Origin of the sequence: Collimonas sp. NPDC087041 (assembly GCF_044745265.1) — a bacterium.
Classification (GTDB): domain Bacteria; phylum Pseudomonadota; class Gammaproteobacteria; order Burkholderiales; family Burkholderiaceae_D; genus Collimonas.
Map to the genome: position 1 here is coordinate 54,811 of NZ_JBIUZX010000002.1, position 17,877 is coordinate 72,687.

17 protein-coding genes and 1 tRNA gene are annotated in these 17,877 nt (G+C 57.9%); 13 read left to right on the plus strand and 5 right to left on the minus strand.

Translation table 11 applies throughout. The features are described 5' to 3' along the window. Positions 1–184 precede the first annotated feature (184 nt). A complete protein-coding gene (locus tag ACIPF8_RS03285) occupies positions 185–322 on the plus strand; it encodes a hypothetical protein (RefSeq protein ID WP_400417071.1) in 138 nt (45 codons plus the stop codon). A gap of 4 nt (positions 323–326) precedes the next feature. Here the strand turns inward: ACIPF8_RS03285 and ACIPF8_RS03290 are convergent, their stop codons facing one another. Together ACIPF8_RS03290 and ACIPF8_RS03295 are read right to left on the minus strand one after the other, a co-directional pair. Beyond that, entirely contained in the window at positions 327–1,190 is an 864-nt protein-coding gene (locus ACIPF8_RS03290; protein WP_400417072.1) for a hypothetical protein, read from the minus strand. A gap of 150 nt (positions 1,191–1,340) precedes the next feature. Next, positions 1,341–1,832, minus strand: coding sequence for a YqaA family protein (locus ACIPF8_RS03295; protein ID WP_400417074.1), 492 nt, complete (start codon positions 1,830–1,832; stop codon positions 1,341–1,343). Between the two features lie 199 nt (positions 1,833–2,031). On the opposite strand from ACIPF8_RS03295, the gene ilvA reads away from it, so the two are divergent. The 7 genes from ilvA (at position 2,032) to ACIPF8_RS03330 (ending at position 8,883) form a co-directional block, all read left to right on the plus strand. After that, positions 2,032–3,558, plus strand: a complete 1,527-nt coding sequence (ilvA, locus tag ACIPF8_RS03300) for a threonine ammonia-lyase, biosynthetic (RefSeq protein WP_400417076.1) — start codon at positions 2,032–2,034, stop codon at positions 3,556–3,558. A 145-nt stretch (positions 3,559–3,703) separates the two neighbouring features. Beyond that, positions 3,704–4,543, plus strand: coding sequence for an NADPH-dependent 7-cyano-7-deazaguanine reductase QueF (gene queF / locus ACIPF8_RS03305; RefSeq protein WP_400417078.1), 840 nt, complete (start codon positions 3,704–3,706; stop codon positions 4,541–4,543). A gap of 136 nt (positions 4,544–4,679) precedes the next feature. Further along, positions 4,680–5,291, plus strand: coding sequence for a hypothetical protein (locus ACIPF8_RS03310; RefSeq protein ID WP_400417080.1), 612 nt, complete (start codon positions 4,680–4,682; stop codon positions 5,289–5,291). Between the two features lie 364 nt (positions 5,292–5,655). Then, positions 5,656–6,132 carry a PTS sugar transporter subunit IIA gene (locus ACIPF8_RS03315; protein ID WP_061532204.1) on the plus strand — a complete coding sequence of 159 codons (477 nt, stop codon included), beginning with the start codon at positions 5,656–5,658 and terminating at the stop codon, positions 6,130–6,132. A gap of 90 nt (positions 6,133–6,222) precedes the next feature. Next, positions 6,223–7,170, plus strand: a complete 948-nt coding sequence (hprK, locus tag ACIPF8_RS03320) for an HPr(Ser) kinase/phosphatase (RefSeq protein WP_061536943.1) — start codon at positions 6,223–6,225, stop codon at positions 7,168–7,170. A 163-nt stretch (positions 7,171–7,333) separates the two neighbouring features. Further along, positions 7,334–8,197 carry an RNase adapter RapZ gene (rapZ, locus tag ACIPF8_RS03325; RefSeq protein WP_400417082.1) on the plus strand — a complete coding sequence of 288 codons (864 nt, stop codon included), beginning with the start codon at positions 7,334–7,336 and terminating at the stop codon, positions 8,195–8,197. Positions 8,198–8,256: 59 nt separating this feature from the next. Next, entirely contained in the window at positions 8,257–8,883 is a 627-nt protein-coding gene (locus ACIPF8_RS03330) for an LON peptidase substrate-binding domain-containing protein (protein WP_400417084.1), read from the plus strand. Positions 8,884–8,891: 8 nt separating this feature from the next. Here the strand turns inward: ACIPF8_RS03330 and mutY are convergent, their stop codons facing one another. The 3 genes from mutY to mutM form a co-directional block, all read right to left on the minus strand. Next, positions 8,892–9,998: an A/G-specific adenine glycosylase gene (mutY, locus tag ACIPF8_RS03335; protein WP_400418156.1), complete on the minus strand. Its 1,107-nt coding sequence runs from the start codon at positions 9,996–9,998 to the stop codon at positions 8,892–8,894. A gap of 64 nt (positions 9,999–10,062) precedes the next feature. Further along, the gene (locus ACIPF8_RS03340; protein WP_400417086.1) at positions 10,063–11,997 is read right to left on the minus strand and encodes a dynamin family protein; all 1,935 of its coding nucleotides are present in this window, start codon (positions 11,995–11,997) and stop codon (positions 10,063–10,065) included. Positions 11,998–12,025: 28 nt separating this feature from the next. Further along, positions 12,026–12,847, minus strand: a complete 822-nt coding sequence (gene mutM / locus ACIPF8_RS03345) for a bifunctional DNA-formamidopyrimidine glycosylase/DNA-(apurinic or apyrimidinic site) lyase (RefSeq protein ID WP_400417088.1) — start codon at positions 12,845–12,847, stop codon at positions 12,026–12,028. A 380-nt stretch (positions 12,848–13,227) separates the two neighbouring features. On the opposite strand from mutM, the gene ACIPF8_RS03350 reads away from it, so the two are divergent. From ACIPF8_RS03350 to ACIPF8_RS03370, 5 genes are all read left to right on the plus strand, one after another. Beyond that, on the plus strand, positions 13,228–15,054 hold the full coding sequence (locus ACIPF8_RS03350) for a tetratricopeptide repeat protein (protein WP_400417089.1): 1,827 nt from the start codon (positions 13,228–13,230) through the stop codon (positions 15,052–15,054). A gap of 17 nt (positions 15,055–15,071) precedes the next feature. After that, positions 15,072–15,707: a lipoprotein insertase outer membrane protein LolB gene (locus tag ACIPF8_RS03355; RefSeq protein ID WP_400417091.1), complete on the plus strand. Its 636-nt coding sequence runs from the start codon at positions 15,072–15,074 to the stop codon at positions 15,705–15,707. Positions 15,708–15,713: 6 nt separating this feature from the next. Beyond that, entirely contained in the window at positions 15,714–16,592 is an 879-nt protein-coding gene (ispE, locus tag ACIPF8_RS03360; protein WP_400417093.1) for a 4-(cytidine 5'-diphospho)-2-C-methyl-D-erythritol kinase, read from the plus strand. 81 nt (positions 16,593–16,673) lie between these two features. Beyond that, positions 16,674–16,750: transfer RNA gene (locus ACIPF8_RS03365), tRNA-Gln, on the plus strand. 173 nt (positions 16,751–16,923) lie between these two features. Beyond that, positions 16,924–17,874: a ribose-phosphate pyrophosphokinase gene (locus ACIPF8_RS03370; protein ID WP_061532195.1), complete on the plus strand. Its 951-nt coding sequence runs from the start codon at positions 16,924–16,926 to the stop codon at positions 17,872–17,874. Positions 17,875–17,877: the final 3 nt, after the last annotated feature.

Consider the following 17,877-nt stretch of genomic DNA (forward strand, 5'->3'; position numbering starts at 1 on the left):
ATTTTTATTAATCAATAGATTATAACTACAATCATCCCATGCCTTTCATCAACCAAGGAGCCGACATGTTCAGCCAAATCATCACAGAAATCATGGAAAACCTCGCCGTTACGCTGGCCGACTACGGTCAGTGCAAAGGCTGATCCCTCAATCGATCGACATCCACGTTATCCGGGAGATCATCATGACGCCAGTTTCGTTATCCACCAGAAATCCGTATTTCGGCCTGTCCCACCTGCTGCGCAACCAGTCCTGGCCGCTGCGCATGCTGCCGTACGCGATCCTGCTGCTGATCACGCCGGCCATGCTGCAAGCAGTCTGACAATTCAGATATGCAATTCAGTGGCAACGCTGGAAACAATCTCGCCATTGCGCATCACGTCGGTTTCAAACACGTAGTGCGAAAGATAGGCTGACGCTGAAATGCATCGGGTATGAAACGACAGCGGCTCAGACGCCGGCACCAGTTGATAGGCTGACAAATCGCACTTAACTACCGTGTAGCTGGCCTCGCGATCGACGATATGGTGCAGCAAGCGGCTGGTAGTCTGCGCCACCGTATGCACCATGATCGCCACCGGCCAGGCCGGATAGTCGAGGAAATGGCCGGCACAGCGCGCGGGCGCCAAAGGCTGACTGTGCGCGACGAGGGAATGGCCGACGGGCGCATCGAAATCCAGCTGTATCGATTCGCGGTACGGCGAGTCCTCGGACAAAGGCGCCGACGATAACGCAGACGGCACGTGGTAATCCTTGAACAGGCGCAGGAATACCGATTCCGACAAAGCCTGGTATTCGCAGTAAAGATGGGCAAACGGCTTTTCTGCCGAGACGATGGCTTGTGCGGTCAATGAACGTCGGTCTTGCTGCAAGACTTCCGCACTGGCCTGGAACACGGCACCTGGTTCGCGTGGCGCGACATCGTGCAGTTTGCTGTAGCGCGCCTTGGTTGCCAAATAGTAAATTTGTGGCGCCGGCTGCCAGGCAACGGCAGCGCAGGAGCCAAGAATTGCCAGGTGGCGGCCAATTTCCGCCGAAGCCACCGGGCCGTTTTCAAAACCGAGCGGCTGCTCCGAAGAAAAGGTGCCTTGGACCAGGCGATCAGGCAGCCCGGATAGTTCAGTAAATGCAAAATACGGCGCCTGCACCGCGATGCGCTCGCAAATCTCATTGATATTCAACTTGTTCATAGCGTTCTATCCCTCAAAGTTGGAAACACTTCAGATTTCAAGGAAACGTACAAACCACAATTTAATATTGCCGCACCGCAATAATATTATATTGCACTGCAGAAATCCAGTCGGCCCGGTAATTTCTGCTGTATTTCGAATCTTCCGATTTCACGCCAGCCAGCCGGCAACCTGCCGCCAAAACCCGTCCGGAACGTTCAGCAGTAGCCAGACCACGAAGATGTAGCGCAGGAATTTACCGATCGCCATATACATGACGGATGACCAGAACGGCAGCTTGAGCCAGCCGGCCAGGGTGCAGATCGGATCGCCGATGCCCGGCAGCCAGGCCAGCAACATGGTTTTCGCACCGTAGCGCCGCAACCAGCCGAACCAGCGGCTGTCACGCTCGCGCGCAAACGCCTGCTTGGCGCCATAACCCATCCAGTAATCGACCACGCCCCCCAGCGTATTGCCCGCTGTCGCCACGAATATCACCGGCCAAAACAGTGCGCCGTTGGCCTTGATGACGGCAAAAACGGCCGGCTCGGAACCCATCGGCAACAGCGTGGCGGCGACAAAACTGATGAAAAAGACCGAAGTCAGGCCGACCGCGGGCACGGCAAGCGTCTTGAGCAACCATAAAACAGCGGATTCGATCATAGGGGCAACTTAGCAGGACGGCAGATTCGGTATGGGTGGTCAATGCCGATAAGCATTATTGGCCGTGGCCGAGAAAAGCAGGTGGCGGTTAAAAAGCTGTCCATTATAATGACCGGCTGCTTGTTCCGGCCTGATCCTGTTGCCGGACGCTTCGCCGGCTTCGCTGGCGCGGCGTTCGACACGCTAATTTGACACCAACATGACCACAGACTATTTGCAAAAAATCCTCACCGCCCGCGTCTACGATGTCGCGGTCGAATCCCCGCTTGAACTGGCGCCGACGCTGTCGCAGCGCATTGAGAACCAGATTTATTTCAAGCGTGAAGATGTGCAAAGCGTGTTCAGCTTCAAATTGCGTGGCGCCTACAACAAGATGGCCAGCCTGACGCCAGCCCAGCTCAAGCGCGGCGTGATTTGCGCATCGGCCGGTAATCATGCGCAAGGCCTGGCGCTGTCGGCGGCCAAGCTCGGCTGCCGTGCGGTGATCGTTATGCCGACCACCACGCCACAGGTGAAGGTCGATGCGGTGCGCGGCCGCGGCGGCGAAGTGGTGTTGTTCGGCGATTCCTATACCGATGCCTATAACCATGCGCTGACGCTGGAAAAGAAACTGAAACTGACCTTCGTGCATCCGTTCGACGATCCGCATGTGATCGCCGGCCAGGGCACCATCGGCATGGAAATCCTGCGCCAGCACGCCGGACCGATCCACGCCATTTTCGTACCGATCGGCGGCGGCGGACTGATCGCCGGCATCGCCGCCTATGTCAAGGCAGTGCGTCCGGAGATCAAGATCATCGGCGTGCAAACCACCGATTCCGACGCCATGGCGCGCAGCCTGGCAGCCGGCCGCCGCGTGACGCTGGCGGATGTCGGCCTGTTCGCCGACGGCACTGCAGTCAAGCTGGTCGGCGAGGAAACCTTCCGCCTGGCGCGCCTGTATGTCGATGAAGTGATCCTGGTCGACACCGATGCAGTTTGCACCGCCATCAAGGATGTGTTCCAGGACACGCGCAGCATCCTGGAGCCATCCGGCGCACTTGCCGTGGCTGGCGCCAAGGCCTATGTGGAACGCGTCAAGGGCACGCGCAAGGCGATCAAGAACCAGACCCTGGTCACCATCGCCTCCGGCGCCAACATGAATTTCGACCGCCTGCGCTTCGTCGCCGAGATGGCCGATATCGGCCAGTTGCGTGAAGCCGTGTTCGCCGTCACCATCCCGGAACAACGCGGCAGCTTCCGCCGTTTCTGCGAACTGGTCGGGCCTCGCAATGTCACCGAATTCAACTACCGCATCAGCGACGAGAAAACCGCCCACGTGTTCGTCGGCGTGCAGACATCGAGCCGCGACGAAGCGACCCAGATCGCCAAGAATTTCGAAAAGCACGGTTTCAGCACGCTCGACCTGACCCACGACGAACTGGCCAAGGTCCACGTACGGCATCTGGTCGGCGGCAAGAGTCCGCTGGCGCAAGACGAACTGCTGTATCGCTTCGAGTTCCCGGAGCGCCCGGGCGCCTTGATGCGCTTCCTCAATTCGATGGCGCCGAACTGGAATATCAGCCTGTTCCATTATCGCAGCCAAGGCGGCGATGTCGGCCGCATCCTGGTCGGCCTGCAAGTGCCGAAAAAGGAAATGAAGGCGTTCCGCAGCTTTTTGAACAGCCTCGGCTATCGTTATTGGGACGAAAGCGACAATCCGGTCTACAAGCTGTTCCTCGGCTGACCGTCTTGGGAATGGCGCCGCGGCGCCATCCCTTCCCGTTTTTCAGTACCCCGACAGCGCTTCGATATGACCCGCATCAGGCGGCAAATATCAGGCTGGCGATGCTTATCTGGCAAAATGTCGGTTTTAAGCAGAATCAATAGCCATGTCCACACCTACTACGCCCGAGGCTTCGCCGCTCGGCAAACCGTCCACTTATCAGACCCAATACCAGCCGTCGCTGCTGTTTCCGATCGCCCGCCTCGGCAAGCGCGAAGAAATCGGCATTAGCGGCACGCTGCCGTTTTTCGGGGTCGATATCTGGAATGCTTACGAGGTCTCATGGCTGAATCTGCGCGGCAAACCGCAGGTCGCCATCGCCACATTCACGGTGCCGGCCGATTCGCCGAATATCGTTGAGTCGAAATCGTTCAAGCTGTACCTGAACTCCTTCAACCAGACCAAGCTGGCCGATGCCGATGCGTTGCTGCAGCTGTTGCGCCAGGATTTGTCGGCCGGTTTCGGCGCTCCGGTGCATGTAACGCTGACCGCCGCGGAGGCGTTTTCCGGCCTGAAATTGCAAGAACCGCAAGGCTTGCTGCTGGACCGGCTCGACATCGAAGTCGACCAGTATCAACCGAATCCATCTTTATTGAAGGCAGATCCGAATCAAGTTGTCATTGAGGAAACTTTGGTATCACACCTGTTGAAATCGAATTGCCTGGTCACCGGGCAGCCGGACTGGGGCAGCGTGCAGATCCATTATGTCGGCGCCGCCATCGACCAGGAGAGCCTGCTCAAGTACCTGATCAGCTTCCGCGACCACAACGAATTCCACGAACAATGCGTTGAACGCATTTTTATGGACATCATGCGCAACTGTTCGCCGCAAAAACTGTCTGTGTATGCGCGCTACACCCGGCGCGGCGGTCTCGATATCAACCCGTGGCGCAGCAACTTCTCGACAGCACAGCCGCCATCGAACAATCGCCAAGCCAGGCAATGAATTAACAACTTGAAACAAATCTAAAAAAATTTAGTGCCACAAAGGTGGCAAAATATCAATTTTTATACTGCTCTACACTGATGCGTCGCGGATCTACGCTTGTCGTACGGCCTCGACGTAAAGGATTTTCTTTCTCATGACCAATTTTTCTCGTTTCAACTCCGCCAAGCGGGCCTTGTTTTTTTCCGGCCTGACGGCAGCGGTCGCACTGAGCGCTCCCGCCCAGGCTCAGGAAACCCCGGACACCACCGGCTGGTTCAGCAAAACCTTCTCGCAAACCAAGGACCGTCTCGACAACATCGTTGAAAACGGCGATCAGGAAGTCTATCTGTCTGGTTACGCCTATCACGGCCGCCACACTTATACAGAGGAACGCATCCGGGAATTGAACGAAAAGGCCTGGGGCCTCGGCGGCGGCCGCACCATCCGTAACGAGAGCGGCAACGATGAATCGCTGTACCTGTTCGCCATCCGCGACTCCCATTTCAAGCCGCAAATCATGGCTGGCTATGCCTATGAATGGGTCTGGAACGTTCCCAAGACACCGGTCGAAGTCAGTGCCGGCTATACCGCAATGCTGATGAGCCGCCAGGATTACTTCGGCGGCATCCCCTTCCCGATCGCGCTGCCGGTAGCGTCGATTGGCGTCAAAGGCGCCAAATTCATGGCTTCTTATGTGCCGCGCCTGTCCTCCAACAAGGGCAACGGCGATGTGCTGCTGATGTTTTTCCGCGTCGAAGTCAAATAATTACCGGCCTGCCGGTGCACATGGCCATGCTTGCAAGTTGGTGTTGTTGGCCTGAATCAAGTCTATAATTCGGGGATAGGTGTAATCAACACCGTAGCCTCAGCGATGCTGACTTGGGCCAAAATCAAGGGAGACGTTGTAGCAGTGACTGCGATCATGTTCGTGACAACTGGCAGCGCAGCCTTGAAATTGGTGTTTTTTCGAAACGCCGTGGCAGTTTTTAGTGGTGGCTTACAATAACCTGGAGGTTGTTCCAAAAACAAGATGGTTGGGGATGCGATTGGAGATGCATTACTGCCTGATTCGCTTTGGAGCAATCCGTTAGACACAACTACCCGTATCGTGCCGCATACCAATTTGTATTATGACTAATCTTGCAAAAATCCTGCCCGCACAAAATGTGGCGCTGGATCTGGAAGTCTCCAGTAAAAAACGCGCATTCGAACAAGCTGGCCTACTCTTCGAAAATAACTGCGGAATCGCCCGTTCCACCGTCTCCGACAACCTGTTTGCGCGCGAGCGCCTGGGTTCGACCGGTCTCGGCCATGGCGTCGCCGTGCCGCATGGCCGTGTCAAAGGATTGAAAGCGCCGCTGGCTGCCTTTGTGCGCCTGGCTGAACCGATTCCATTCGAATCGCCGGATGGCCAGCCGGTCAATCTGCTGGTATTCCTGCTGATCCCGGACAACGTCACCCAGCAACATCTGGAAATCCTGTCGGAAATCGCCGAAATGTTTTCCAGCGACACCTTCCGCGCCATTCTCGCAACCGATCCCGATCCGGCGTCAGTGCATTCCCACATCGTCGCCTGGCAGCCCATGGGCACGGAAAATGCGACATAATTTAATGTAGGACACCGGATCGTGTCTGCGATCACCAATCGCTACCCGGCGACCTTGCCTCGTCACACCTAACCACGTCAGACGCACACCATGCCCTCATCCACGCCCCTATCGATTCAGCAGCTGTACGACGAAAACCGCGAATCGCTGCAACTAGGCTGGTTTGCCGGGTTTCCCGGCGGCGAGCGTCTGATTTCGGGTGACGCCGCTTCGGCCGCCGACCAGGTCGGCCACTTGAACCTGATCCACCCTGGCCGGATCCAGGTATTCGGCCACCAGGAAACCGAGTACTACAAGCGCCTGTCCGCCACTTCGCGCACTTACCAGACCGCCGAACTGGTGGCCGGTGCACCGCCCGCGTTCATCATTGCGCAGGGCCTGGCGACACCGCCGAATATCCTGGAAGTCTGCGACGAAAAAAACATCCCGCTGTTTTCGACGCCGTTGCCGGCGGCGCAGGTGATCGACTACCTGCGCGTCTACCTGTCGAAAAAGCTGGCGCAACGGATCACCATGCACGGCGTATTCATGGACGTGCTGGGTGTCGGCGTACTGATTACCGGCGAATCCGGACTGGGTAAAAGCGAACTGGGGCTGGAACTGATTTCGCGCAGCCACGGATTGGTGGCCGACGATGCCGTCGAATTCGCGCGGATTGCGCCGAACATGATAGAGGGGCGCTGCCCGCATCTGCTGCAAAACCTGCTGGAAGTGCGCGGCCTGGGCCTGCTCGATATCAAGACCATCTTCGGTGAAACCGCAGTACGCCGCAAGATGCGCCTGAAGCTGATCGTGCACCTGGTGCGGCGCGCGACGCTGGAAGAAAATTACGAACGCCTGCCGCTCGACGCCCACACCCAGGAAGTGCTGGGGCTGCCGATCCGCAAAGTCATCATCCCGGTCGCCGCCGGCCGCAACATCGCGGTGCTGCTGGAAGCCGCGGTACGCAACACCATCCTGCAATTGCGCGGCATCGATACGCTCAAGGATTTCATTGCGCGGCAGCGGTTGGCTATGGATAGCGACAGTGATCTCTAAACCGTAGGGTGGGCACGAGTGCCCACCATTGTTCCGCTAGCTGTTATCGGATACTTGCACCACTCACCTGTTCACGGTCACGCGTGGGCAAAAAACCTGCCCACCCTACATCTACTCCTGCACCCCACGCTACCGATCATCGTAGTTACGGTATCATTGAGCGATGCGCATAATTCTTATCACCGGGATCTCCGGCTCCGGCAAATCGGTCGCTCTCCGCGTTCTTGAAGACGCGGGTTATTTTTGCGTCGACAACCTGCCGCCGACACTGTTGCGGGAACTGGTCGCGGCGCGTCAGCATGAGGGCGCGCAGATGTTGGCGGTCGCCACCGATGCTCGCAGCGCCGACTCGCTGGCAGGGCTGCCGTCAGATATCCAGCAACTGAAAGCCGAAGGACATGATGTCAAAGTGTTCTTCCTGACTGCCCAGACCGAATCCCTGATCGCCCGCTTTTCCGAAACCCGGCGCAGCCATCCGCTGTCGCATCGCCTGCTGCCCGGCCAGAATCCGGGTGACCGCCTGACTCTGACTGAATGCATCCTGAATGAACGCGAGATGCTGGTCGAGATCGAGGGCCTCGGCCATGCGATCGATACTTCCGACGTCAGCGCCAACCGCTTGCGCGGCTGGATCAAGGAACTGGTCGATACCGAACCGGCGCCGCTGACGCTGCTGTTCGAATCGTTTGCCTTCAAGCGCGGCGTGCCACTGGATGCCGACCTGGTGTTCGATGTGCGCATGCTGCCAAACCCGCATTACGATGCCAAACTGCGCCCGCTGACCGGACGCGATCCGGAAGTGATCGCTTTCCTGGCGGATTTGCCCAAGGTCACCGACCTGCTCGACGATATCCGCAACTTTGTCGAGAAATGGCTGCCGTCGTTCAAGGACGATAACCGCAGCTACTTGACGGTGGCAATCGGCTGCACCGGCGGCCAGCATCGCTCGGTCTACATGGTGGAACAGCTGGCGGAATATTTCCAGGTTTCCGAACGCGTGGTCCGCCGTCATCGCGAACTCGGCTAGCACCAGCGATAACTCCCCCGCCCTCAATTACGCCGCGTCGTCGATACGATTTCTTTGCCATGCCCGACAATCATTCCTGGATTCCGCTGTTCCCGCTTAATACGGTCCTGTTCCCCGGCGGCGTGCTGCCACTCAAGGTATTCGAAACGCGCTACCTCGACATGCTGCGCGAGTGCATGAAGAAGCAACAGCAGTTCGGCGTGGTGCTGATCAAATCGGGACAGGAAGTGGGTGTCGCCGCTGAACCGGAAAACGTCGGCTGCCTGACACAGATCACCGAATGGGACATGCAGGACCTGGGCGTGATGATGCTGCGCACGGTAGGCAGCCAGCGCTTCCGCATCCTGCAGCAGCGGGTGTTGCCGGACCAGCGGCTGGAAGCGCAGATAGAACTGATAGAGGCAGACCAGCCCGGCAAGCCGGATCAGGCGCACCTGCAATGCGCCAGCACCCTGAAGTTGGTGATCGACGACATCAACAACAAAGGCCGCACCACGCACGGTCCCAACTACGCCAGCCCGTTTGCGCTACCGCTGCAATTCGACAACGCCGGCTGGGTTGCCAACCGCTGGTGCGAAATCCTGCCGATCCCGATGAAAGCGCGTCAAGCGCTGCTGGAACTGACCGACAGCAGCGAGCGGCTGGGCATCGTGCACAAGTATCTCCTGCAGCACAACATCATCTAGAACGCATTTCAGGCGAACAGATCGGCTTCGCGAAATACTTCCAGCAACAATTTCTTGACCGGCGCCGGCAACGGCGCGTCGGCCAAGCGCTCGGCCGGATACCAGACCTGGCCGGCTTCGGCAACGCCGTCGGCGCGCCGCGCCAGCGCAATCTGGAAAGGCGATATCTGTAATTTGAAATGCGTGAAAACGTGGGTGAACGGCTGTAGCGCTTCGCATGAAGAGACTTCGCCGATGCTTGCCGTCGCCCGTGCGACTGCTGCGTCAACATTGTCGCCGCTTGCAATTTCCGGCAGCGACAGCAAGCCGCCCCAGATACCGCTGTCGGGACGCTGTTCCAGCAAGACATGGCGTTGATCGACAATCACCAGCATGCTGGTCTGTCTTTCAGGAATTGCCTTCTTCGGTTTGCGCTCCGGCAGTTGGCCGACCCGGTCGGTAGCGAGCGCGACGCAGCGCTGCGCCAGCGGGCAAGTGTTGCAGGATGGCTTGCCGCGCACACACAGCGTCGCGCCAAGATCCATCAATCCCTGCGTATACGATTCCACTCCCTGCTCCGGCAGCAACGCTACCGCGCGCCGCCACATCGCGTCTTCGATCGGCTTGGAACCGGGGAAGCCATCGATCCCGAACACCCGCGCAAACACGCGCTTGACGTTACCGTCGAGGATTGCTGCCCGCACGCCATATGAAAATGCTGCGATGGCCGCTGCGGTGGAACGGCCGATGCCGGGCAGGTCTTGCAGCAGGGCCGGATCGCGTGGAAACACGCCGCCATGTTCCGCCACAACCCGCTGTGCGCAGCGATGCAGGTTGCGGGCACGGGTGTAATAACCGAGACCGCTCCAGTGCGCCATCACCTCTTCGCTCGGCGCCGCCGCCAGCGATTGCACATCAGGGAAGCTCGATAAAAACCGCTGGTAATAGGGAATGACGGCGCTAACCTGAGTCTGCTGCAGCATGATTTCCGACAGCCAGACGCGATAGGCATCGCGCGTCTGCTGCCACGGCAGCGCATGGCGGCCGTGCTTCTTCTGCCATGCGATCACCGTCGCGGAAAAGGACGGATCGGCAAATTCATTTGCTGCAAGTTCACTCGCCGTACTACTAAGAATCTTCAATGCTTTCTCACAAAATATGTCAGGCGATGCGGCTCGCTAAAAGCCGCCCCGCGATGGTTCAAGCCACTTTCATCGTCGCCAGTTCGGAATCAAGCACGCTCTTCAAATCGTTCTCCAGCGTGGTCAGCGTATTTCTTTGCGCGATCAGTTCGCTTTGCAGCATCTCTACCGCATGGATCTTTTCTTCCAGGCTGTCGATCGCCACATGCACGCGCTCGATCGAATCGGTGCGTTGCTTGAGCTGCGACTTGTGCGCACGGATCTGCTCCTCCAGCGGCGCCATCACCACCTTGAGCCAGGCGTCAACATCGCGGTTGGCCTGCAGGAAGCTTTGCTTGACGCGCGAGGCGATCGAATCGAAGAACTTCTGCATCAGCACCACCTGGCTGGTCTTGACCAGCGTTACGGTGCCGAACTGGCGATGATAAGCGGTTTCGATGACCTTGATCTCGTTGCGATACTTGTCGAGCGAAAATGGCATCGGCGTCGACAGCGCCAGACCGTGCTCGGTCGAGAACTTGCGGTACATGATGGTCATCATTTCCGAAATTTCATCGGTCTTCTGTCCCGACAAGGTCAGGTTTTCCTGGGCCTTGTCGAAGAAATCCTTCACCGCGTGGCGGAAGCCGGCGGTGAACATGCTGCCTTCCATCGCTTCCCGCGTCTTGCGGATTTCTTCCTTCAGCAACCCCATGCCGAGCGTAGTAAATACGCCGGCCGACAAACGCGCAAACACCATGCGCGTGCCCTGCAGCTTCAGCAGGCTTTCATCGAATTCCTTTTTCTCGATATCGATGCGCTTCATCATGTGGCTGATGATCGAGGTGTTTTTGCCACGCAAGCTCTTCAATTCCAGCAACTGCTCGACCACGCTGCGGATATGCGCCGACATCAACGCCTGCTTGGACACTGTCAGGTCGTGGATGTCGCCAATCAGCTGCGCGCGGATGATTTCGCGCTTGCCAGGGATCAGTTCGTGCGACAGCGCATTTTCCAAAGCCGGCAGGCGGCTCCGCTGCAATAAGGCCGGCTCGCCGTTGATCTTGCCGACCAGCCCCTTCTGCGCCGAGACCGGATACACCTGGGCCTCAGACAGACCGAGCGTATGCGCCACACTGGAAACCTGCTTACTGATCTGCTGCTCGACTTCGAACGGCGAGCGCAGCTCATCCCACATGCTGTCGATCTTGTTGAGCACCACCATGCGGCCGGCGCCGTTGCCGATGTGATGGCGCCAGACATCGATATCGCTCTTGGTGACGCCGGTATCGGCAGCCAGGATGAACAGCACCGCGTGCGCGTTCGGGATCAGGTTGAGCGTCAGTTCCGGCTCGGTACCGATCGCGTTCAGGCCCGGCGTGTCGATAATCACCAGCCCCTCTTTCAGCAGCGGATGCGGGAAATTGACGATGGCGTGGCGCCACTGTGAAATCTCGACTCGGCCCAACACATCAATCGCGACGGCGGCATCCGGATCGTCTTCGTCATACAGGCCATATCGTTTTGCGTCTTCCAGCGGCACCCACTTGGTCAGGCTGACCTGCTTGAAGGCTTCCAGCATGCCGTCGGTCGATGAGGTATCCAGAGGCAGCACAGTCCAGACGTGATGCGCGCCCTTGTAATCGCTGGTCGATTGCGATTCGGCCCGGGTTTCTATCGGCAGCAGGCGGATGCAGGGCGGGAAGGTTTCGTCATACAGCAGCTCGGTCGGACACATGGTAGTGCGGCCGGCCGCCGACGGCAGGATGCGCTGGCCGTAATCGGCGAAGAAGATGGCGTTGATCAGTTCCGATTTTCCGCGAGAGAATTCGGCGACGAAAGCAATCGACAATTTATCGTCAGTCAGCCGCGCCAGTGCCCGGCTGATGCGCTGGTCGCTGGCGACATCGGACAGCTTCGAGGCGCTGGCCCACGTCTGGTAACGCCGCAACGCGCTGGCCACGGCAGTACGCCATTCACTGTATTCCTGGAATTTTTGAACTAGATTGCTCACTATCTCACTCGCCTATTCTTTTCAGTACTTACTTCTGACATTTTTTACAATAAAACGTAGAGCGCTGCCCCTGCTTTATCTGCGTAATCAATGTGCCGCAATTTCTACACGGCAACCCAGCACGATCATAGACGAAATAACTCTGTTGGAAATAGCCAGATTGACCATCTACACCAATAAAATCGCGCAAAGTGCTGCCACCCTTGTCAATTGCAGCCGCAAGAATTATCCGAATGGCATCAGCCAGCAGTTCATAACGCGCCAGGCTGATCCGATGGGCCGCGGTTTTCGGATTGATGCCGGCCCGAAACAGGCTTTCCGATGCATAGATGTTGCCGACCCCGACCACGATATCGCCGGCCAGCAGCACCTGCTTGATCGGCGCCGCCCGGTTGCGCGTCTTTTGATACAGGATTTGCGCGGAAAACACTTCTTCCAGCGGTTCCAGTCCCAAGCCCGCCAGCAAGACATGCTGCTCTACCGGACCGTCTTCCGCGGCATGCCAGAGCACCGCGCCAAAGCGGCGCGGATCTGACAGACGCAGCAGATGGCTACCGACCGCCAGGTCGAAATGGTCATGCTTTTTGGGCGCGACGCTGGTATCGAGAATGCGCAGATGGCCGGACATGCCGAGATGGATGATCACGGTGCCATGATCGAAACGCAGCAGCAGATATTTACCGCGCCGGCCGATGTCGCGTATCGTGCGGCCCGCAAGCAAGGTCGGCAGATCCAACGGAAACGGCCAGCGCAATCCGGCATGGCGGAAGGTGACTGCTGTCACAGTGCGCCCTTCCAGATGCGGCGCAACGCCGCGCCGGGTGACTTCGACTTCAGGGAGTTCTGGCATGATTCAAAAAAAATAAATAAGTGCGAAACAGAATTTGAGAACCACGGTTGGGTGGGCGCGTCTTCTTGCCCGCCCTACTTAAAACGGGCTAACTGCCAGAGAAAAAAATACTGAAAACCTTTAAACATCGCAGCGGCGCCGTCAAATCGCTTTACGCGGCACCAGCGTCACCAGCCTGTGCAAAATGCATTCCATATACTTCTTGAAACAAATCCCGAGCCCCTCACTACGCATTGCACTCTGGTTGGGCGTAAAATCAGGGCTAGTCCTGAAAATTCGTAACCAGCTTTCACACCGTAAATAAGTGGGGGCGAATTTGGGGAAATGACCAGGGATCTGTTTTCAGATCCATACAAATGCTTGCCAAGCCAGGATATCTCTTGAAAAAAGCCCTTGCCATTGTAACGCTCTCTTCCTTGTTGTCGGCATGCGCCGGCGTAACGCCAGGCAGCGACAGCAAAGATAACGCTTCCGCCACGACGGCAACTGCAACACCCGAGGCGACACCTGCAGCGGCTGCCAGCTCCGATCAGCTGGCGGCACGCAAACTTGCGCCGCGGGCGATGCCGGTCAAGCCGCCTGAAGAACAGTTGCCGGCGGTCCCGCTGACCAAGGAATTGCTGTTCAAGGTACTCAGTTCGGAAATCGCTTTCCAGCGCGGCAACTGGCAATCCGCCTATGTGACGCTGCTGGGCGCCGCGCAGCAGACCCGTGATCCGCGCCTGGCCCGGCGCGCCGCTGAAATGGCGTTGAGCGCCAAGCAGGCCAACGAAGCGCTGGTCGCAATCCGGCTCTGGCGCGAACTGGCGCCGGAATCGGAAGAAGCCACCCAGTACTATCTCGGCTTCATCATGCTCAGCAACAATCTGGCTGAAGCCCGCCCAATCCTTGAGCAACGCCTGAAGGACGCGCTGCCGCAGGCGCGCGGCATCATGATGCTGCAAATCCAGCGGCTGCTGGCGCGAGCACAGGACAAGGCCGCCGCCTTCACGCTGTTGGAGCAGCTGGTGGCGCCGTACACGTCGATTTCGGAAGCCCACTTGGCGCTGGCGCAGGAAGCCTTCAGCACCGGCAACAGTATCCGGGCGCGCGAGGAAGCGCAGATCGCACTGAATTTGAAGCCCGATTCCGAGCTGGCGATCCTGACCACCGCGCAAGTCGCTGCCGACAATGGTGAAGTCGAGCGCATCCTGACCGACTTCCTGAATAAATATCCCGGCTCGCGCGAAGTACGCGTGGCCTACGCGCGCACGCTGATCGATCAGAAGCAGTATGAAAGAGCCCGCAGCCAGTTTGAAATCCTGCTGAAAGGCGACAAGCAGGACGCCACCACGTTGCTCGCGCTCGGCCTGCTGAATGCACAGATTGGCGACACCAAGGCTGCCGAACGCTACCTGATCGCCTATCTTGATCAATTGAGCAAGCATCCGGACGAGTCGCGCGATACCACCCAGGCGCTGCTGATCCTGTCGCAGATCGCCGCCGACCGCAACGACACCGACGCCGCCCTGAAATGGCTGTCGCAGGTAGAGCCGGGCGACGCTTACCTGGATGCCCAGCTGCGCCGTGCGCAACTGCTGTCCAAACGTGGTGACCTGGATGCCGCACGCAAGGTGCTGGCTGAAATCGAAACCAATGGCGATCGCGAAAAAACCCAGGTAACCCAGGTGGAAGCCCAATTGCTGCGCGACGCCAATCATCCGCAAGAAGCGTTCAAGGTCCTGGAAACCGCGCTCAAGACCGATCCCAACAATCCCGACCTGCTGTACGACTACGCCATGACGGCGGAAAAACTCGACAATCTGAGCACCATGGAAAGCGCGCTGCGCAAGCTGATCGCGCTGGCGCCGGAAAACCAGCAGGCTTACAACGCGCTTGGCTACTCGCTGGCCGACCGCAATATCCGCCTGCCGGAAGCCCTGACGCTGATCCAGAAAGCACTGTCGCTGGCGCCGCACGATCCGTTCATCGTCGACAGCATGGGTTGGGTGCAATATCGACTGGGCAACCTGGGCGAAGCGGAATCGCATCTGCGCGATGCCTACACCTTGCTGCCGGATCCCGAAATCGGCGTGCATCTGGGCGAAGTCCTGTGGGTCAAGGGACAAAAAACCGATGCGCAAAAATTCTGGCGTGAAGTGCAGCGCAAGGATCCGCAGAACGACACCTTGAAAAGCACCCTGGCGCGGCTGCGCGCCAACCTATGATGCGGCGCTCAAGCAATATGGCAAGCCGCCTCGGCCTGGCGTCCATGATGGCGTTGGCCTTGGCAATCAGCGGCTGCAGCACTTTTCAACAGTCGAACACTGGCGCCACAGCAGCGAATGCCGTGAGCGGCGCCGCACGCCAGTACCACCAGTTGATCGATGTCAGCGGCCGCTTGTCTGTGCGCTATGAGCAGGACGGCAAGGAGCAGGCGCTGCACGGCAGTTTCACCTGGTCGCAAAACGGCCCGGACACCGTTGTGACCCTGCTGTCGCCGCTCGGACAAACCCTGGCCACCATCAATATCGGCGCCGACCAGGCAACCTTGGCGCAAGCCGGCCAGCCGCTGCGCAGCGCCAGTGATGTCGATTCGCTGACGGTGCAGGCGCTGGGCTGGCCGCTGCCGATCGCCGGTTTGCGCGACTGGCTGCAAGGTTTCGGCCAGAACGCCGCGGGCCAGCGCTTTATCGCGACCCCGGCAAGCGACGCCTATAACGTCACCACCGCCGACAACTGGCGCCTCCAATATACCAACTGGCAAGATCAGGATAACGCCGCCGAGAGCTACCCGAAACGGATAGACCTGGCGCGCAATGCCACCCAGGCCGGCGACGTTGCGATCCGCATCGTCATCGACAGCCGCCAACCACATTAATCTGCAATGATCCGTACGCTGAACAACTGCCCGGCCCCGGCCAAGCTGAACTTATTCCTGCACGTTACCGGACGCCGTCCGGATGGCTACCATCTGCTGCAAACCGTATTCCAGCTGGTCGACTTCAACGATCTCCTGCATTTCGAAGTGCGCGACGACGATCAGATCCGGCGCAGCACCGATATTCCGGGCGTACCGGAAGAAAGCGACCTGATTGTGCGCGCCGCCAAACTGCTGCAATCCGCGATCCGGGCCAAGGGTACGTCCGCCCCAACGGCATTGGGCGCGAATATCGGTATCGAAAAGAAATTGCCGATGGGCGGCGGATTGGGTGGTGGCTCGTCCGATGCGGCAACCACGCTGATGGCGCTGAATCACCTCTGGCAAGGCGGCCTGTCGCGCGAGGAACTGATGGCTTTGGGCCTGCAATTGGGAGCCGATGTACCGTTTTTCCTGTTCGGCAGGAATGCATTTGCTGAAGGAATCGGAGAATCGCTGCAAAAGCTTGACACCCCTGCCCTATGGTTCGTTATAATTCAGCCCGGCGTAGCAATTCCGACAGCAATAATTTTTTCATCTTCGGAATTGACAAGGAATACGAAACCCGTCAAAATGACGGACTTTTCGATAGGTACTAAAAAACTTTTCGGAAAAAACGATCTGGAAGCCGTGGCTGTTAGTAATTTCCCGGAAGTTGCAGAGGCCATCAACTGGCTAGGCAATTTTGGAGAAGCCAGGATGACCGGCTCAGGTGCATGTGTTTTTTGTGCGTTTACCGAAGAACACGAAGCTGACAAGGTGCTGAAATTAGTGCCAAGCCAGTGGAAAGCATGGAAAGCCAAGGCGATGCAGGAACATCCGCTCGCTGGATTGTTAAAAAACTAGTTGTACAGAATTCGGTTTAGCATCAGATTCAAGCGCATCAGGCAGTATCAGCGCGGATTTATGGTAGACAACAAGTTGCGTAGGGGAATCGCCAAGCTGGTTAAGGCACTGGATTTTGATTCCAGCATTCCAAGGTTCGAATCCTTGTTCCCCTGCCATTAAACAAGGGCAATAATGCCCAGCAGCAAGTAGCATCACAGCGGCAGATTTGTTAGGCCGCATCAAAATACAAAAACAGCTCATAGCGAACACATAAGCCGCCAACGCAAGACTAGAATAGTCTGGCATTGTCGGCTTTTCAACTTTTTAACGACTGTATCCAGGGATCTCCATGGCAAACGAAAACCTGATGGTTTTTACCGGCAACGCAAACCCGGAACTAGCTATTGGAGTTGCCAAGCAACTCGGTATCCCGCTAGGCAAGGCCAACGTTACCAAATTCTCCGACGGCGAAGTAATGGTCGAGATCAACGAGAACGTACGTGGCAAAGACGTATTCGTGCTGCAATCGACTTGCGCGCCGACCAATGACAACCTGATGGAAATCATGTTGATGGTCGATGCCCTGAAGCGCGCTTCGGCAGGCCGGATTACCGCTGCAATTCCTTATTATGGCTACGCGCGTCAAGACCGCCGCCCACGCTCGGCACGGGTTGCGATTTCGGCCAAGGTCGTCGCCAACATGCTGCAGGAAGCAGGCGTCGAACGCGTCATCATCATGGATTTGCACGCTGACCAGATTCAAGGTTTCTTTGATATTCCAGTAGATAACATCTACGCGTCGCCGATTTTGCTGGGCGACCTGGTGAGCAAGAACTACGACGACCTGCTGGTCGTATCGCCGGACGTCGGCGGCGTGGTTCGTGCCCGCGCACTGGCAAAACGCCTGAACTGCGACCTGGCGATCATCGACAAGCGCCGTCCGAAGGCTAATGTGTCGGAAGTCATGAACATCATCGGTGAAGTCGACGGCCGTAACTGCGTGATCATGGATGACATGGTCGATACCGCCGGCACCCTGACCAAGGCAGCCGAAGTATTGAAAGAGCGCGGCGCCAAGAAAGTGGTTGCTTACTGTACGCACCCGGTCTTGTCCGGCCCTGCCCTTGAGCGCATCGTCAATTCGCCGCTGGACGAACTGGTGGTGGTCGATACGATTCCACTGTCGGCAGAAGCCAAGGCCTGCGGCAAGATCCGCCAGTTGTCGTGTGCGGAGTTGCTGGCTGAAACGTTCAAGCGTATTACCAAGGGCGACTCGGTGATGTCGCTGTTTGCAGAATAAGTT

Excerpts from the sequence above, each read along its gene's own strand:
- ACIPF8_RS03330 (WP_400417084.1), top strand. The coding sequence starts at position 8,257 with ATGCCCGACAATCATTCCTGGATTCCGCTGTTCCCGCTTAATACGGTC.
- rapZ (WP_400417082.1), top strand. The coding sequence starts at position 7,334 with ATGCGCATAATTCTTATCACCGGGATCTCCGGCTCCGGCAAATCGGTC.
- ACIPF8_RS03355 (WP_400417091.1), top strand. The coding sequence starts at position 15,072 with ATGGCAAGCCGCCTCGGCCTGGCGTCCATGATGGCGTTGGCCTTGGCA.
- queF (WP_400417078.1), top strand. The coding sequence starts at position 3,704 with ATGTCCACACCTACTACGCCCGAGGCTTCGCCGCTCGGCAAACCGTCC.
- ACIPF8_RS03285 (WP_400417071.1), top strand. The coding sequence starts at position 185 with ATGACGCCAGTTTCGTTATCCACCAGAAATCCGTATTTCGGCCTGTCC.
- ACIPF8_RS03310 (WP_400417080.1), top strand. The coding sequence starts at position 4,680 with ATGACCAATTTTTCTCGTTTCAACTCCGCCAAGCGGGCCTTGTTTTTT.
- ilvA (WP_400417076.1), top strand. The coding sequence starts at position 2,032 with ATGACCACAGACTATTTGCAAAAAATCCTCACCGCCCGCGTCTACGAT.
- mutM (WP_400417088.1), bottom strand. The coding sequence starts at position 12,847 with ATGCCAGAACTCCCTGAAGTCGAAGTCACCCGGCGCGGCGTTGCGCCG.
- ACIPF8_RS03290 (WP_400417072.1), bottom strand. The coding sequence starts at position 1,190 with ATGAACAAGTTGAATATCAATGAGATTTGCGAGCGCATCGCGGTGCAG.
- ACIPF8_RS03370 (WP_061532195.1), top strand. The coding sequence starts at position 16,924 with ATGGCAAACGAAAACCTGATGGTTTTTACCGGCAACGCAAACCCGGAA.
- ACIPF8_RS03295 (WP_400417074.1), bottom strand. The coding sequence starts at position 1,832 with ATGATCGAATCCGCTGTTTTATGGTTGCTCAAGACGCTTGCCGTGCCC.
- hprK (WP_061536943.1), top strand. The coding sequence starts at position 6,223 with ATGCCCTCATCCACGCCCCTATCGATTCAGCAGCTGTACGACGAAAAC.
- ispE (WP_400417093.1), top strand. The coding sequence starts at position 15,714 with ATGATCCGTACGCTGAACAACTGCCCGGCCCCGGCCAAGCTGAACTTA.
- ACIPF8_RS03315 (WP_061532204.1), top strand. The coding sequence starts at position 5,656 with ATGACTAATCTTGCAAAAATCCTGCCCGCACAAAATGTGGCGCTGGAT.